Origin of the sequence: Pseudomonas songnenensis, assembly GCF_003696315.1 — a bacterium.
Classification (GTDB): Bacteria; Pseudomonadota; Gammaproteobacteria; order Pseudomonadales; family Pseudomonadaceae; genus Stutzerimonas; species Stutzerimonas songnenensis.
This window is the reverse complement of record NZ_RFFN01000001.1, coordinates 329,370-345,608: the sequence shown is the minus strand read 5'-3', so window position 1 is coordinate 345,608 and position 16,239 is coordinate 329,370. Positions and strand designations below refer to the sequence as shown.

13 protein-coding genes and 1 pseudogene are annotated in these 16,239 nt (G+C 62.5%); 8 read left to right on the top strand and 6 right to left on the bottom strand.

Going from position 1 to position 16,239, the window contains the following annotated elements:
- Positions 1-281: 281 nt before the first annotated feature.
- From EA798_RS01610 to EA798_RS01590, 5 genes and pseudogenes are all read left to right on the top strand, one after another.
- A pseudogene (locus EA798_RS01610) lies at positions 282-1,550 on the top strand (methyl-accepting chemotaxis protein); the annotation flags it as partial.
- Between the two features lie 19 nt (positions 1,551-1,569).
- Positions 1,570-2,751 carry a porin gene (locus EA798_RS01605; RefSeq protein WP_122097817.1) on the top strand — a complete coding sequence of 394 codons (1,182 nt, stop codon included), beginning with the start codon at positions 1,570-1,572 and terminating at the stop codon, positions 2,749-2,751.
- A gap of 11 nt (positions 2,752-2,762) precedes the next feature.
- A complete protein-coding gene (locus EA798_RS01600) occupies positions 2,763-3,167 on the top strand; it encodes a phosphate ABC transporter substrate-binding protein (RefSeq protein WP_122097816.1) in 405 nt (134 codons plus the stop codon).
- 181 nt (positions 3,168-3,348) lie between these two features.
- Positions 3,349-5,283: a putative nucleotidyltransferase substrate binding domain-containing protein gene (locus EA798_RS01595; RefSeq protein WP_106157343.1), complete on the top strand. Its 1,935-nt coding sequence runs from the start codon at positions 3,349-3,351 to the stop codon at positions 5,281-5,283.
- A complete protein-coding gene (locus EA798_RS01590; RefSeq protein ID WP_106157342.1) occupies positions 5,280-5,987 on the top strand; it encodes a 3'-5' exonuclease in 708 nt (235 codons plus the stop codon). The genes EA798_RS01595 and EA798_RS01590 overlap by 4 nt, the downstream gene beginning before the upstream one ends.
- A gap of 177 nt (positions 5,988-6,164) precedes the next feature.
- Here the strand turns inward: EA798_RS01590 and EA798_RS01585 are convergent, their stop codons facing one another.
- From EA798_RS01585 to rloA2, 4 genes are all read right to left on the bottom strand, one after another.
- Positions 6,165-6,683: a hypothetical protein gene (locus EA798_RS01585; protein WP_015275352.1), complete on the bottom strand. Its 519-nt coding sequence runs from the start codon at positions 6,681-6,683 to the stop codon at positions 6,165-6,167.
- 96 nt (positions 6,684-6,779) lie between these two features.
- Entirely contained in the window at positions 6,780-8,549 is a 1,770-nt protein-coding gene (locus EA798_RS01580; protein WP_106157341.1) for a sodium:solute symporter family protein, read from the bottom strand.
- Positions 8,550-8,552: 3 nt separating this feature from the next.
- On the bottom strand, positions 8,553-8,816 hold the full coding sequence (locus EA798_RS01575) for a DUF4212 domain-containing protein (RefSeq protein WP_003282672.1): 264 nt from the start codon (positions 8,814-8,816) through the stop codon (positions 8,553-8,555).
- 718 nt (positions 8,817-9,534) lie between these two features.
- Positions 9,535-10,044 (bottom strand): retropepsin-like aspartic peptidase RloA2, encoded by a 510-nt coding sequence (rloA2, locus tag EA798_RS01570; RefSeq protein WP_106157340.1) that lies wholly within the window; start codon positions 10,042-10,044, stop codon positions 9,535-9,537.
- Between the two features lie 181 nt (positions 10,045-10,225).
- Here rloA2 and dbpA point away from each other — a divergent pair, with 181 nt between their 5' ends.
- Together dbpA and yccS are read left to right on the top strand one after the other, a co-directional pair.
- Entirely contained in the window at positions 10,226-11,605 is a 1,380-nt protein-coding gene (gene dbpA / locus EA798_RS01565; RefSeq protein WP_122097815.1) for an ATP-dependent RNA helicase DbpA, read from the top strand.
- Positions 11,606-11,740: 135 nt separating this feature from the next.
- Entirely contained in the window at positions 11,741-13,939 is a 2,199-nt protein-coding gene (gene yccS, locus EA798_RS01560; protein WP_122097814.1) for a YccS family putative transporter, read from the top strand.
- On the opposite strand, the gene EA798_RS01555 is transcribed toward yccS, so the two are convergent.
- Entirely contained in the window at positions 13,930-14,688 is a 759-nt protein-coding gene (locus tag EA798_RS01555) for a substrate-binding periplasmic protein (RefSeq protein WP_122097813.1), read from the bottom strand. The genes yccS and EA798_RS01555 overlap by 10 nt on opposite strands.
- 139 nt (positions 14,689-14,827) lie before the next feature.
- Between EA798_RS01555 and EA798_RS01550 the strand changes: the two genes are divergently transcribed.
- Positions 14,828-16,012, top strand: coding sequence for a BaiN/RdsA family NAD(P)/FAD-dependent oxidoreductase (locus EA798_RS01550; RefSeq protein WP_122097812.1), 1,185 nt, complete (start codon positions 14,828-14,830; stop codon positions 16,010-16,012).
- 21 nt (positions 16,013-16,033) lie between these two features.
- Here the strand turns inward: EA798_RS01550 and EA798_RS01545 are convergent, their stop codons facing one another.
- Positions 16,034-16,216, bottom strand: coding sequence for a hypothetical protein (locus tag EA798_RS01545; protein ID WP_122097811.1), 183 nt, complete (start codon positions 16,214-16,216; stop codon positions 16,034-16,036).
- Positions 16,217-16,239 lie beyond the last annotated feature (23 nt).

Sequence of the window (16,239 nt, the reverse complement as noted above, 5' to 3'; positions counted from 1 at the left end):
ACGTCGGCTATACCTCGCTGCAGCTTTCGGCTACCGATTCGCGGCTGGTGTTTCTGGAGAACCGCGCCTATCCGACGCTGGAAAAGGCCGATGCGGTGATCTTTCAGTTCTCCCGCGTACCGGCGCTGCTGAACAATGCGGTGGCTGCGGGCGAACCCGGCGTGCTCGACGAGGCCCGGGAGGTGCTGCAGCAGATCGATACGCAGCAGCAATCCCTGGCGGCCCTGCTGAGCGATCAGCGCCAGCAGCACCAGGCCCTGGGTGACTGGCGCAAGGCCGTGCGCGACTACGCCGACAACGCGCTCGCCGCCTCGACCAAGCTGATCGACGGCAGCGCCTCGTTCGATGATCTGCGACCGAGCCTCGATCGCATGGCCAGCGATCTGGCCCAGGCACAGAAGCTGGGTGGCGATTTCCGCGCGCAGGCCTACGACAGCTTCCAGCAGACCCTGGTAGAAACCCGCGAAGCCAACGCCGGCACCACGCGGCTGGGCATCATCCTCAGCCTGGTACTGGTGATACTGGTCAGCCTCGGCGCCTGGCTGGTGATCCGCAGCGTGATGGTCAATATCCGCGGCGTGATCGCGTCGCTGCAGTCGATCGCCCGCGGCGATGGCGATCTGACCCAGCGCGTCAACGTCGAATCCAACGACGAGATCGGCGCGATGATCGAGCTGTTCAACAGCTTTCTCGACAAGCTGCAACGCACCATCCGCCAGATCATCGATGCCGCCACCCCGCTGGGCCAGGTTTCGAAGGAGCTGTACAAGCTGACACAGGGCTCGGAAGAAAACGCCAAGTCGCAACAGCACCACACCGACTCGATCACCCGCGACATCCTCACCATGACCGGCAGCATTCAGGAAGTGGCGCAGCGCTCGCAGCAGGCTTCCGACGAGGCCAACTCCGCAGCACGCCAGGCCGCCACCGCACGTGAGCATGTCGGCAGCCTGTCGACCGGCATCAGTGACCTGGGTGACAGCGTGATGGGCGCGGTCAAGGCCATGGAACAGCTCGAGGAAGAAACCCAGGAAGTCGGTTCGGTACTGACCGTCATCCGCAGCATCGCCGAGCAGACCAATCTGTTGGCACTCAACGCCGCCATCGAAGCCGCCCGAGCCGGCGAGCAGGGCCGCGGCTTTGCCGTGGTCGCCGATGAGGTGCGCAACCTGGCGCAGAAGACCGCCGCCTCCACCGCCGAGATCCAGCAGATCATCCAGCGCCTGCAGAACAGCGCCAACACCGTGCTCAACGTAATGACCAGCAATGGCGAGAAATCCCGCGCGAGCATCCAGCGCTCGGTCGAGGCCACACAGCTGCTGGAAACCATCGCCCGTACGGTCAACCAGATCGACGAACTCAACGCTGGCATCGCTCAGTTCACGCAAGAGCAGATCGGCCTGTCGAGTTCCATCCAACAAGAAACCCAAGTGTTGCAGCAGGACGCACAAGCAACCGCTAACGGCGCCGAAGCCACCGCCCGTCTTGGCGAGCAACTGGTGAGTACCGGAGACCACCTGCGCGCGGCTACGGGCCAATTCCGTGTTTAACGATTATTTGGAGCATCAAATGACTGCACTTCGTGTCGCCGGTCTGGCAGCTGTCTGCCTGGCCGCCACCCCTGCCTTCGCCCTGGAACAGGGTGAACATCGCTTCAACGGTTTTGGTACCGTCGGCTTCACTCACCTGGGCGGCGAAGATGATGGTCGCAGCTATGGCATTCAGGGCCAGACCAACGATTCCTGGCGCGGCGATCAGCTGTCCAAGTTCGGCGCCCAGCTGAGCTACGGCATCACCGACACCCTGGGCGTAACCGTCCAGGCGACGGCCAAGGCTCAGCAGGACGAATGGAAGGCCAACCTCGAGTGGGCCTATCTGTCGCTGCAGGCCAACGACCAGCTGATGCTCCGCGCCGGCCGCCTGCGCAGCCCGGTGTACATGTATTCCGAAAGCCTCGACGTCGGCTACAGCTATCCATGGCTGCGACTGCCCGACGAGGTCTACAGCCAGGTGCAGCTGACCAACTACGAAGGCATCGATGCGGTCTATACCGTACCGCTGTCGTACGGCTCGGTGACCCTCCAGCTGGCCGGTGGCCAGGCGAAGAACCGTGACTACTACGCCTACGACGAGCAGTTCGATATCGACTACGGCAACCTCTTCGGCGCCAGCATCAGCCTGGCTACCAATGATTTCGGCACGCTGCGCATCGGTTATGTCGAGGCGGATATCAAGACGGATATCACCGGAAACGTAATCAGTATCCTGCCCGTGCCGTTTGGCCCCGGAATCGGTGTTGCTGAGCAGCGCTCGCTGCTGGCGCTCGACAAGAGCAAGGGCAAGTTCACCTCGATCGGCTACCAGTACGACAACGGCACCTGGATCAGCAGCAACGAGTGGACCTCGCGCCTGATCGAGAACGACGGGATGGAAGCGATCGACTCCTTCTACCTGATGGGCGGCCGTCGTTTCGGCGATCTCCTGCCCCACGTCACCTATGCGCAGCTGGACGACAATGGGGGCCGCCAGAGTTCCTGGACCCTGGGCCTGAACTACCAGGCCACGCCGACCGTAGTGGTCAAGGGTGAGTACAAACGCGTCGACACCAAGAATGGCTTCGATGGCGTGTTCACTCGCAATGCACAGGAGCTGTACGAGAACGAAGTCTTCGAACGCACCGGCATGGCCGGCACTCCCGCCCGCAACTACGACGGCGACATCGTTTCCGTCGGCGTTGATTTCGTATTCTGAGGAGCGTCCCGATGAAAGCATCCACTCGCATCCTCTGTGGCGCCGCACTGGTCGGCATGGTGACCCTGGCGCAGGCCGAGGTCGCCGTAATCGTCAATCCCGCCGCAGCCAAGGCGCCGTCCCAGTCCGACGTCGCCAACATCTTTCTGGGCAAGGACAAGTCCATGAAAGGCGTCGACCAGGCCGGCTGGACGCCTGCCAAGGAAGCCTTCTATGCCGGCGTGACCAGCAAGAACGAATCCCAGCTCAAGTCCTACTGGTCCGGCCTGATCTTCACCGGCAAGGGCCAGCCTCTGCCCAGCGTCGCCGACGACGCTGCAGTAGTGGCCAAGGTCGCCGCTGAAGCCGATGCCATCGGTTACGTCGACAGCTCGGCGGTGAACGGGTCGGTCAAGGTGCTGTTCACCCTGCCCTGAGCCTCGCCAGCTACACAAGAAACCGCCCTACGGGGCGGTTTTTTTATGCCGCACTATCGCAACAGCCCGAAACATCAGCCTGACCCTGATCAGCTCCTGCCACGCCCGCTCTGACTAGACTTACGTCCAATTGGGTCCGAACGGCCCGCAGCACACCATTAACAAAAAATGGACGCCAAGCATGAGCACACCCGACGCCTTTTCTCAGGCTGGGAAGACGGCCGTACTGCAGAATATCCACGGCACCATGGAATTCCTGCGCAAGTACGCCCCGTTCAACCAGATGGAGCCGGCCCACCTGACCTTTCTGGTGGAGAACTGTGAGCTGCGCTTCTATGCCGAAGGCGATTGCATCATTTCCCCTGATGACGGTGTGGTGCAGCACTTCTATATCGTCAAGCAGGGGCGCGTTCATGGTCAGCGCCCACATACCGCCAAGCGTGGCACCGATACCACCTTCGAAGTCATCGTTGGCGAATGCTTTCCGATGGCGGCGCTCATGGGCGAACGCGCAACCCGCACCGCGCACCTGGCCGCTGAAGACACCTTCTGCTTCCTGCTGAACAAGCCCGCCTTCGTCAAGCTGGTCTCAAGCTCGCCGGTTTTCCGCGATTTCGCCATGCGCGGGGTCAGCAGCCTGCTCGACCTGGTCAACCAGCAGGCACAGATGCGCGCGGTGGAAAGCCTCGGCGAACAGTACTCACTGGAAACCAGCATTGGTGAGCTGGCGCTGCACCACCCCGTCTCGTGCCTGCCGTCCCGGCCGCTCAACGAGGCGGTGGCAATGATGCAGCAGGAAAACGTCGGCAGCATCGTCATCGTCGATGAAGACCTGCATCCCCAGGGCATCTTTACCCTGCGCGATCTGCGACGAGCCATCGGTACGGGCACCACCGACCTGAGCCAGCCGATCTCGCAGTTCATGACGCACGATCCGTTCTATCTGCCGCCGGACGCCACCGCATTCGATGCGGCCATCGCCATGACCGAGCGGCATATCGCCCATGTCTGCGTGGTCGAGAACGGCCTGCTGCAGGGGGTGATTTCCGAGCGCGACCTGTTTTCCCTGCAGCGCGTGGACCTGGTGCACCTGGCCCAGACCATCCGTCACGCCGATCGCGTCGACGCCCTGGTGGTCATCCGCAGCCGCATCAAGCAGCTGGTCGACAACATGCTGGCCCATGGCGCCTCGTCGACCCAGATCACCCACATCGTCACGCTGCTCAATGACCATACCGTGTGTCGGGTGATCGAGCTGGCCATCGAGCACATGGGTGACCCGGGCGTGCCCTTCACCTGGCTGTGTTTCGGCAGCGAGGGGCGCCAGGAGCAGACGCTCTACACCGACCAGGACAACGGCATTCTTTTCGAAGCCGCCGACGCGGCCGAAGCCGCGCATATCCGTGGCCGCCTGCTGCCACTGGCCGAGCGCATCAACCGCGACCTCGACACCTGCGGCTTCAGCCTGTGCAAAGGCAACATCATGGCGAGCAACCCGCAGCTGTGCCTGTCGCGCCAGGAATGGAGTCGCCGCTTCAGCTCGTTCGTTCGCGAAGCGACGCCGGAGAACCTGCTCGGCAGCACCATCTATTTCGATCTGCGCAGCATCTGGGGCCCTTCGGAAGGTTGCGAGCAGCTGCGCCGCGATCTGCTCGACGAGATCAAGGGCAACAGCCTGTTCCAGCGCATGATGGCCGACAACGCCTTGCGCCATCGCCCGCCAGTCGGCCGCTTCCGTGATTTCGTGGTGGCGCGCAAGGGCGAAGGCAAAGACACGCTGGACCTCAAGGTGCAGGGGCTGACGCCCTTCGTCGACGGCGCCCGCCTGCTGGCGCTGAGCAACGACATCGGCACCTGCAACACCCTCGAGCGCCTGCGCAAGCTGGTGGAAAAGGGCGTCATCGAGAAGAAGGATGGTGCGGCCTACGAAGAGGCCTATCATTTCATTCAGCAGACCCGTATGCAGCATCACCAGCAACAGGCGCGCGATGAGCTGCCCTATTCCAACCGCCTGGATCCGGATACGCTCAATGTGCTGGACCGTCGAATCCTGCGCGAGTCCTTCCGCCAGGCCCAACGTTTGCAGGCCAGTCTCGCGGTGCGCTATCAACTATGAGCATGTTCTGGTTCAACCCACGTGGCCCGAAGCTGCCCCCCGAGCAGCAACAGCGCATTGACGAGCTGCCGCGCCCCCATGCGCCGCAGACGGTCCCGCTGCGGCAACAGCGCCTGGTGGTGCTGGACCTGGAAACCACCGGCCTGCACCTCAAGCGCGATCTGGTCATCGCCATTGGCGCAGTCGTCATCGAAGACGGGGCCATCGACTATTCCCAGCAGTTCGAATGCACGCTGTGCCGCCAGGTGAAGGTTACCGAAAGCGTGCTCATCCACGGCATCGCGCCGAGTGAGCTGGCCAACGGCCTGCCTCCAGCCGAGGCGCTGCTCAGCTTCATGGAATTTGCTGCCGGCAGCGTGATCCTGGCCTTTCACGCGCCGTTCGACCAGCGCATGCTCGGCCGCGCACTGAAAAGAGAGCTGGGCTACACGATGGACCACACGTTCCTCGATGTGGCCGATCTCGCACCCATGCTGTTTCCCGAAGCGATGATCCATCGCGGCGGTCTGGATCACTGGCTCGACTACTTCAATATCCATATCCCGCAACGCCACAACGCATCCGCCGACGCCATGGCGACCGCAGAGATCGCTCTGATCCTGTTGCACCGCGCACAACGGGTGGGGCTGACCAGCCTCGACGAACTGGCTCAGCGGCTCAGATGCTGGCAACGCGCGCGCAAGGCCGCATTCAATTCGATCTGAGCGGGCGGGCCGGCCGTTGTCAGCCGCAGTGGAAAAGTTATCGCTGAACGATTCGATACTGCGGACATCAACTGCCAGTCACTGCAGCTGACTATTCGGCCCCCTTGCGGAACCGACCTTCCTGCTCACGGCGCGCATCAGGATTTGCTGATGCGCGGTATCCCACGTTGCCCCTCGTTACCGACGGGCCTCACAAATGGCCTGATACAACGGTGAATCGGCTTCCAGCTCGGTAAGCGTCTCGATCTTCGCCTGGCCGGCTTCGTTCAGCCTGAACATGGCCCTCTCGGTGCAGATCAGCTGATAACTGGCACTCTTCACGCTCGACATCAGGTGCTGCTTCTCGAAGCGGTACAGCACGAAACGGCCAAGGCGGCCTTGATCGGTGTCCTGCACCTGAGCGTTCGCGCCATCCAGTACGGTATAGGCCAACGGCATCGGATAGAGCATGGTCCACGGCCGCCAGAGCATCTCGCCCTCTTCACTCGCCACCACCAGCGAACCTTCCGGCAGACGCGCCTGCTTGGTCTCGAACCAGGTGTATTCGTAATGGATGGTGTAACTCAGCATGCCCAGACCGGCGAACACCGGAATGATCCATTTCGGCAGTCGCTTACGCGTCAGTGAGCGCAGCATCAGGCCGATGCCGGCTCCCGCCACACCAGCGACGATTGCCGCGATTAGATGCCAGAACATATACAACCCCCTAAAAAAATCGGGCTTCCAAATGGAAGCCCGACTTCTACTTCAACCTCGTGTCAGAGCAGGTCTGACGTCCGGCTGCATTATCAGTTAGTGGTCAAGCGCAACGCCAGCACCTTTCGGGGTACGAACGCTCTCGACCAGATCCTGAATTTCCTGCGGCGGAGCTTCGGTAGCCATCGACACAGCGTAGGCAACAGCGAAGTTCAGCATGGCACCCACGGCACCGAAGGCCTGCGGGGAGATGCCCATCCACCACTGATCAGGGGTGTTCGGAATGCTCGCAGTGCCAGGGATGAAGAACCAGCCCAGGTACAGGAAGATGTACACCGCGGTGGAAATCACACCGACCAGCATACCGGCGACCGCACCCTTGCTGTTCACGCGCTTGGAGAAGATACCCATCATCAGCGCCGGGAACAGGCTCGCTGCCGCGAGACCGAACGCCAGTGCCACTACCTGCGCCGCGAATCCGGGAGGATTCAGGCCCAGCCAGGTAGCCAGCAGGATCGCCGCCGTCATGGAAAGACGAGCAGCCAGCATCTCGTTCTTCTCACTGATCTTCGGATTGATGAGTGTCTTGATCAGGTCGTGACTGATTGCCGAGGAAATCGCCAGCAGCAGCCCCGCAGCTGTCGACAAGGCTGCCGCAATGGCACCCGCAGCGATCAGACCGATGACCCAGCCCGGCAGGTTGGCAATTTCCGGGTTGGCCAGAACGATGATGTCATTGTTCACAGTCAGCTCGTTGCCGTTCCAGCCACGCTCTGTAGCGGTCGGGGTGAAGTTGGCGTTAGCGTCGTTGTACATCTGCACACGACCGTCGGCGTTCTTGTCTTCCCACTTGATCAGGCCAGTACGTTCCCAGGTCTGTACCCATTCCGGACGATCTTCGTAACGCATCGCTTCGGCCTGCGGGCCTTCCGGATAGATGGTGTTAACCAGGTTCAGGCGTGCCATCGAGGCAACGGCCGGAGCAGTGAGGTACAGCAGGGCGATGAACACCAGAGTCCAGCCAGCGGACCAGCGAGCATCAGCAACCTTCGGTACGGTGAAGAAGCGAATGATTACGTGCGGCAGACCAGCAGTACCGATCATCAGCGACAGGGTGAACAGGAACATGTTCAGCTTGTTGTCGACGTCAGCGGTGTAGGCAGCGAAGCCCAGATCGGTAACGACCTGATCCAGCTTGTCCAGCAGCGGCACGCCGGAGTCGACGTGGGTACCGAACATCCCGAACATCGGGATCGGGTTGCCAGTCAGCTGCATGGCGATGAACACGGCCGGAATGGTGTAGGCGATGATCAGAACGATGTACTGAGCCACCTGGGTGTAGGTGATGCCCTTCATGCCGCCGAATACAGCGTAGGCGAACACGATTGCGGCAGCGATCCAGATACCGGCGGAGTTGCTCACTTCCAGGAAGCGGGAGAACGCCACACCAGCACCCGCCATCTGACCGATTACATAGGTAACGGAGATCAGGATGAGGCAGACAACTGCAGTCAGACGAGCACCGCGGCTGTAGAAGCGGTCACCGATGAAGTCCGGCACGGTGAACTTGCCGAACTTGCGCAGGTAGGGAGCCAGCAGCATAGCCAGCAGCACGTAGCCACCGGTCCAGCCCATCAGGTAAACGGAAGTGGCATAACCGCCGGAAGCGATCAGACCGGCCATGGAAATGAAGGAAGCGGCAGACATCCAGTCTGCTGCGGTCGCCATACCGTTGGTAACGGGGTGAACACCACCACCGGCAACGTAGAATTCCTTAGTCGACCCAGCGCGAGCCCAGACCGCGATCCCGATGTACAGCAGGAACGAGGCGCCCACGAACAGCATGTTGATCCAATATTGGCTCATGGCTTACTCCTCAACCCCGAATTCCTTGTCCAATTTGTTCAACCGCCACGCGTAGTGGAAGATGATCGCAATGAACGTGATGATGGAACCCTGTTGAGCGAACCAGAAGCCCAGGTCAGTTCCCCCGACGGGGATGCCGGCTACCAGCGGACGCAGGAGGATACCGAAACCGTATGAGACAAGAGCCCAGACCACTAAGCTCCAAGTGATAAGGCGAACATTCGCCTTCCAGTACGCAGCAGCATTTTCTTTATCGTTGTCGGCCATTGACGTTCTCCGCCTTATTTTTATTACGTGTGAAGGGAACCCACATGCTGAATTTAACAGGGGTGCCTTTCTGAATGAAAGCCCCGACTTTAGTCTGACGAACAACACGCGAAGACCAATCCAGGTACTGAAAAGCCCCTGAAGAATGCCGCCCGGGGTGGCCAGGAGCTATCAAGCAAGCTACTCGCCGTAACCTTCGTGGCAGACGGTTTTGACGCCGCCTCGTGCGGCGAGCTGACGCGGCACCTCGCCCGCCGAGTTCGCCCCGCCCGCCGGGGCAATCTCAATACCGACCAGTCACAATTAATCCGGCCGCATCGCCAACTAACAAACAGCAGCCAAACAACAAGGCTTTAATTAAAAGAGCCGTCTTAGATATAAAAGATATTCAGACTTATATATATCAACACACATCAGACATTTAAATTAAACCCGTTATATTGCCTTTTAATGGCAAACGAAGCGGCGCGTAGCTTCTTGCAGCGCCGACACAGGGTCGGCTTGCCACGTGGCCAAGGCGTGCTGATCTCCGCCGCCGCATGGGGAGCGCTTGATGGGGAGGGCATTCAGGTCGCGTTGCGGCCACTGCCAGCCAGCGGCAGCGGCCGCCCCGGATGAAGGGCTGATGCAGCAACGCGGGGCCGCGCTGCCGGATCAGCTTTCGAAGCTCAGGCCAGCTGCCTGGTCGACTCGCCGCGGCGTGCCGGTGGCCAATGCGTCAGCAGGCTGGCTGACCCGCCGTGTACTTCGCGGTGGGATAGATGGCGGCGTTCAGTTCACGGATGGTCTCGGCGCCGATCAGCAGGGGATAGCTGAAGTGGGTGCGATCGGTCAGGTTCACCTCCACGTCGCGCAACTGATCGCCAATGCACAGCTGCATGCCAACAATCGGACGCTCGGCTCGTGGCGGCTCGCGGTTCGGATCGACGTTGCCGGACTCCTCGGCGCGTGTCTTGATCCGGCTGATACCGAGCAGGCGTTGCTCATATAAAGTGTCATCGGCGCCGTCGACGGCCAGCCGGAAGCGGACCCAGTCTTCGCCATCGCGCTCGAACTGCTCGATGTCCCGTGCCGACAGGGACGCGGTCATGGCCCCGGTATCCATCTTGGCGGGCAAGGTCTTGCCGATCTCTTCGATCTTGATGTGTTCGTAACGTCCGTAGAGGGTGGGCTCGGCAGCGAACGCGGGTAGCGCCAGCAGTCCGGCTAGGAAAAGAACGCGAGACAAAACAACCTCCTGGGAGCGGATAGTGGACAATTTTCGATCGAAACCCCTGCACGGGGTTCCGTCTGCCGGCCTTTCAAAACGTTTCACGATGCCGGCCCATCGCCACACCCGAGCCGTGTGACCGGCGCATGCGCCGGCAGCCTGATAGACTGCAGACCGATTCCCGCCTGAAGACTCTCCCGTGCCCAGTACCGCCTTTTCCTCCCTGCCCCTTTCCGCCGCCATGCTGGCCAACCTCGAAGCGCTCGGCTACGCGGCGATGACGCCGATCCAGGCGCAGAGCCTGCCGGTCATGCTCAAAGGCCACGACCTGATCGCCCAGGCCAAGACCGGCAGCGGCAAGACGGCCGCCTTCGGTATCGCCCTGCTCGATCCGCTGAACCCACGGTATTTCGGCTGCCAGGCGCTGGTGCTGTGTCCGACACGCGAACTGGCCGACCAGGTCGCCAAGGAGCTGCGCCGTCTGGCGCGGGCGGCAGACAACATCAAGATCCTCACGCTTTGCGGTGGCGTATCGATCGGGCCGCAGATCGCCTCCCTCGAGCATGGCGCGCATGTCATCGTCGGTACGCCGGGCCGGGTGCAGGAACACCTGAAGAAGGGCACGTTGAAGCTCGACGGGCTGAACACCCTGGTACTCGATGAAGCCGACCGCATGCTGGACATGGGCTTCTACGACGCCATCGCCGAGATCATCGGCCAGACCCCGGCCAAGCGGCAGACCCTGCTGTTCTCGGCCACCTACCCCGCCGGCATCAAACAGCTTTCCTCGAGCTTCATGCGCGACCCGCAACAGGTGCGCGCCGAAGCGCTGCACGATGATGCGCAGATCGAGCAGCGCTTCTACGAGATCGATCCCGACCAGCGCATGGAGGCGGTGACGCGCCTGCTGGCCAGCTTCCGCCCGGAGAGCTGCGTGGCGTTCTGCTTCACCAAGCAGCAATGCCAGGAGCTGGTTGATCATCTGAGCGCCAATGGCATCTCCGCCATGGCGCTGAACGGCGACCTCGAGCAACGCGACCGCGATCAGGTGCTGGCGATGTTCGCCAACCGCAGCCTGTCGGTACTGGTGGCGACCGACGTCGCGGCGCGCGGACTGGATATCGACGCCTTGGACATGGTGATCAACGTCGAGCTGGCGCGGGATCCGGAAATCCATGTGCACCGGGTCGGGCGCACCGGCCGCGCCGGCAACCAGGGCCTGGCCGCGAGCCTGGTCGCACCGGCTGAAGCCCATCGCGCGCAGGCCATCGAGAAACTGCAGCAGGCGCCACTCAACTGGCTGCCGTTGGACAGCCTGAAAGCCCGGCCGGGAGCGCCGCTGCAACCGCCGATGGCGACCCTGTGCATTGGCGCGGGGCGCAAGGACAAGCTGCGCCCGGGCGACATCCTCGGGGCGCTGACGGGCGATGCCGGCATTCCTGGCACCCAGGTGGGCAAGATCGCCATCTTCGATTTCCAGGCGTTCGTCGCAGTCGAGCGCGGCGTGGCCAAGCAAGCGCTCAAGCGCCTCAATGAAGGTAAGATCAAGGGCCGCTCGCTGAAAGTACGCGTGCTCTGACAAACCCCGGCGCCGGTAACGCCGCGCGCAGAGGCCGGCCTGCGTTCGCTGAACCGGCTGGCTGAGCGCACGCCCCAACCGTGACAGCGTGCGCGGTGGCTTCGTCCAATCAGGCCTACACCAACGGATCGCTCCATGCCGCAACCCTCGCTCAGCCAATCCCTGCGGCGCCTCTGGGCGCTGGAGAAGTTCGGCTACAGCCTGCGCGTGCTGATCGCCATGGCTGGCAGCATGGGGCTGAGCTGGTACCTCGGCCAGCCGACGCTGATCATCCCGCTGTTCCTCGGCATCATCGCCAGTGCGCTGGCGGAAACCGATGACAGCTGGCTGGGCCGGCTGAATGCACTGCTGGTCACACTGCTGTGCTTCAGCATCGCTGCCGTGGCCGTCGAACTGCTGTTTCCCTATCCCTGGCTGTTCGTCGCGGGGCTGGCAATTTCGACCTTTGCCCTGGTGATGCTCGGCGCGCTCGGCGAACGCTACGGGGCCATCGCCCAAGCAACGCTGATCCTCGCGATCTACAGCATGATCGCGGCCGACCAGCGCAACGGCGAACTGCAGCACTTCTGGCGCGACCCGCTGCTGCTGGTGGCCGGCGCCGCCTGGTACGGCCTGCTCTCGGTGTGCTGGAACGCGCTGTTCGCCCATCAACCGGTGCAGCAGAGTCTGGCGCGGCTGTACCGCGAGCTGGGGCTGTACTTCCGTTACAAGGCCGCCCTGTTCGAACCGGTGCGCCAGCTGGACGTGGAACAGCGGCGCCTCGAACTGGCGCAGCAGAACGGCCGGGTCGTCAACGCGCTGAACGCGGCCAAGGAGACGCTGCTGCACCGCCTCGGCAATGGGCGGGCCGGAGGCAAGATCAATCACTACCTCAAGCTGTATTTCCTCGCCCAGGATCTGCATGAGCGGGTCAGCTCGTCGCATTACCCCTACCAGGCGCTGGCCGAAGCGTTCTTCCACAGCGATGTGCTGTTTCGCTGTCAGCGCCTGTTGCGCCTGCAGGCCAGCGCCTGCGCCGAACTCGGTGAAACCATCCAGCTGCGCCAGGCGTTTCGTTACAGCGAAGCCAATGCCCAAGCGCTGGAGGACCTGCAGGCTTCGCTGGAACACCTGCGCGAGCAGAACAACCCGGCCTGGCGTGGCCTGCTGCGATCACTGCGCGCGCTGTCCGGCAACCTTTCCACCCTGCAACGCCAGCTCGCCAGCGCCAGTGATCCTGGCACCCTGGAAGGTGAGCAGGACAACAGCCTGCTGGATCGGCAACCGCAGACGCTGCGCGAGGCGTTCAATCGCATTCGCCTGCAGCTGACACCCACTTCGCTGCTGTTCCGCCATGCCCTGCGCATGACGATTGCCCTGATCACCGGCTATGCCGTGCTGCATGCCATCCATCCGGAGCAAGGCTACTGGGTGCTGCTGACCACCGTATTCGTCTGCCAGCCCAACTACGGGGCCACCCGCATCAAGCTGGTACAACGCATCAGCGGCACCGTGCTGGGACTCGTCGCCGGGTGGGCGCTGTTCGATCTGTTCCCCAGCCAGCCGATCCAGGCCCTGTTCGCGGTGGTCGCCGGCGTGGTGTTCTTCGCCACCCGCAGCACGCGCTACACTTTGGCCACGGCAGCGATCACGCTGATGGTGCTGTTCTGCTTCAACCAGGTCGGCGACGGTTACGGGCTGATCTGGCCGCGCCTGTTCGATACGCTGCTCGGCAGCCTGATCGCCGCGGCTGCGGTGTTCCTCATTCTGCCGGACTGGCAGGGCCGGCGTCTGAACCAGGTGGTGGCCAACACCCTCAGCTGCAACAGCGACTACCTGCGTCAGATCATGCGCCAGTACGACAGCGGCAAGCGCGACGACCTGGCCTACCGGCTGGCGCGGCGTAACGCCCATAACGCTGACGCGGCGTTATCCACCACGCTGTCGAACATGCTGCTCGAGCCGGGACACTTCCGTAAGGATGCCGAAACCGGCTTTCGCTTCCTGATTCTTTCCCACACCCTGCTCAACTACCTCTCCGGTCTCGGCGCCCATCGCGAGAGCCTGCCGGACGACGCGCGCGACGCGCTGCTGGAAAGCGCCGCGCAGCAGCTGGCAGCGAGCCTCGACGACCTCGCCGCCGCGCTGGCACAGAACCGGCCCATCGCCATCTACAGCGAGGAGGAAGAGGCGCTGGCGCAGCAGCTGGAACAGACCCCGGACGAGATGGATGATGCCCATCGTCTGGTGCAGACCCAGCTGGGGTTGATCTGCCGGCAGCTCGCGCCGCTGCGCAGCATGGCCGTCCACCTGCTCAAACAGCAGCCAGCAGGTCAGGGCCAGGATCAGCGCTGAGGCAACGCGTCCGGGACAGGCAGTGCGTGGCGAACAAAGATCGCCGCGTAGCTGCCATCGGCGACCATCGCGGCAATTTCCCGGTTGAAGGTGGCGATGATATCGGTCGCCCGAGGGTGGTCGCGACGCACAAGCAACGACAGCTCCACGCGCCTGAACTCGCCTGGCACGAACGCCAGCGCATCCCGCTCATGCCCCAGCTCCCGCTCGAAGTGGAAGAGTGCCGTGCGCTCGTCCTCCAAGGTCAGGTCAGCACGTCCGGCAAGCACCATCGTGGCCGCCTGGACGAAGTTGGCGGCATAGCCCTTCTGCAGGCGCGTATCGTCGTCCAGCTCATCGCTGTACGTGTAACCCCTGCTCAGCACAAGCAGATAGCCGATCAGGCTGTCGAGACCGTCATAACGAATGCCGCTCCCGCTTCGCTGGACCCAGCGCATCCGGTTGATCAGAAACGGACGGGAAATGAGGGAATAGTCGACGCGCTTGACCGTCGGCCAGCCGTTGACCATGTCGTAGCTGCCTTTGCGCAGGCCGAGCAGTGCGCGCTCCCAGGGCACCTCGATGTATTCCACCTGATAACCGCCACGGCCAAGCGCAGTACGGATCAACTCTACGGACAATCCCTCGCCAGGCAGGCTCCGGTCTGTATAGGGCGGCCACGGATTGCCCGCCAGACGCAGCACTTCGGCGGGCAGCGAAGCGCTTGCCAGCAGCAATATCAACCCAAGAAAACGTCGCAAACCTGTCAAGTTCTCTCGCCCCCGGCAAAGTGCTATCAATTTCAATCAGAGCACAAAGCACGCCAATCGACGTCAGCGTCTCGTCGGATGGCAGGCTGCACCGAGCCGGCAGCAGGAGTACCATCGCGCCTTTTGCGCGAGGTAAGCAGTGGTGCAGACTGACGTGGTGGTGATCGGCGCCGGTGCGGCCGGGCTAATGTGTGCCTTCACCGCCGCGGCGCGCGGACGCCAGGTGCTGCTGCTTGACCACGCCAACAAGGCCGGCAAGAAGATCCTCATGTCGGGTGGCGGTCGCTGCAACTTCACCAACCTGTACACCGAGCCGGCGAACTTCCTTTCCAGCAACCCGCACTTCTGCAAGTCCGCGCTGGCGCGCTACACCCAATGGGACTTCATCGAGATGGTCAGCCGCCACGGCGTCGCCTATCACGAGAAAAAGCTCGGCCAGCTGTTCTGTGATAACAAGTCCAGCGACATCCTCGAGATGCTGCTCGACGAATGTGCCAAGGCAGGCGTCGATCTGCGCCTGGATACGGCGGTCGAGTCCATCACCAGGCATGAGGATGGTTATCGGCTGCAGACCGGCATCGGCGCGGTGCGCTGCCAGTCGTTGGTGATCGCCACCGGCGGCCTGTCGATTCCCACCCTGGGCGCCAGCGGCTTCGGCTACCAGATCGCCCGGCAGTTCGGCCACAGTGTGCTGCCGACACGGGCTGGGCTGGTGCCATTCACCATCACCGAACCACAGCTCAAGACCATCTGCACCGAGCTGTCCGGTACATCGGTCGAAGACTGCCTGGTCAGCTGCAACGGGCAGAGCTTCCGCGAGAATATCCTGTTCACCCATCGCGGCTTGTCGGGGCCGGCGATCCTGCAGATCTCCTCCTACTGGCAACCAGGCGACGTGGTACATATCAACCTGCTGCCCCACCTTGACCTGAACGAGTGGCTGGCCACGCAGAAACAGGAACGGCCCAACGCCGAGCTGAAAACGGTGCTGGGTGAAGTCTTCACCCGCAAGATGGCCGGCCTGTTGTGCGAGCACTGGTTCGAGTCCAAGCCGCTCAAGCAGTACGTACCCAGTGAACTGGAAGCGATCGCCGCAAAACTCGCGGACTGGCAGCTGGTTCCCGCCGGAACCGAGGGCTATCGCACCGCGGAGGTGACGCTGGGGGGAGTCGACACGCGGGAAGTGTCGTCGAAGACCATGGAATCGCAGAAATCCGCGGGACTGTATTTCGTCGGCGAAGTCCTCGACGTCACCGGCCACCTGGGGGGGTTCAATTTCCAGTGGGCCTGGGCATCTGGCTACGCGGCCGGACAGTACGTCTAGCCAGCGCAGCAGCACATTCGCTTATTCGTTGGTCCGGTTGGACGGCGGGGAAATCTGTCGCGGCCCTGCGGGATCGGTCGCGGTGTTCTGATATTCCTGCTGGTTGCGGGTGTTGTTGTCCAGCGCCGACTCTTCTTCGTCCGGTGAACAACCCGCTATGGCAAGCGCGCTCAGGGCGCAGGCCAATAGATAATTCCACTTCATCGATTTCTCCTGCGGTAGGCACC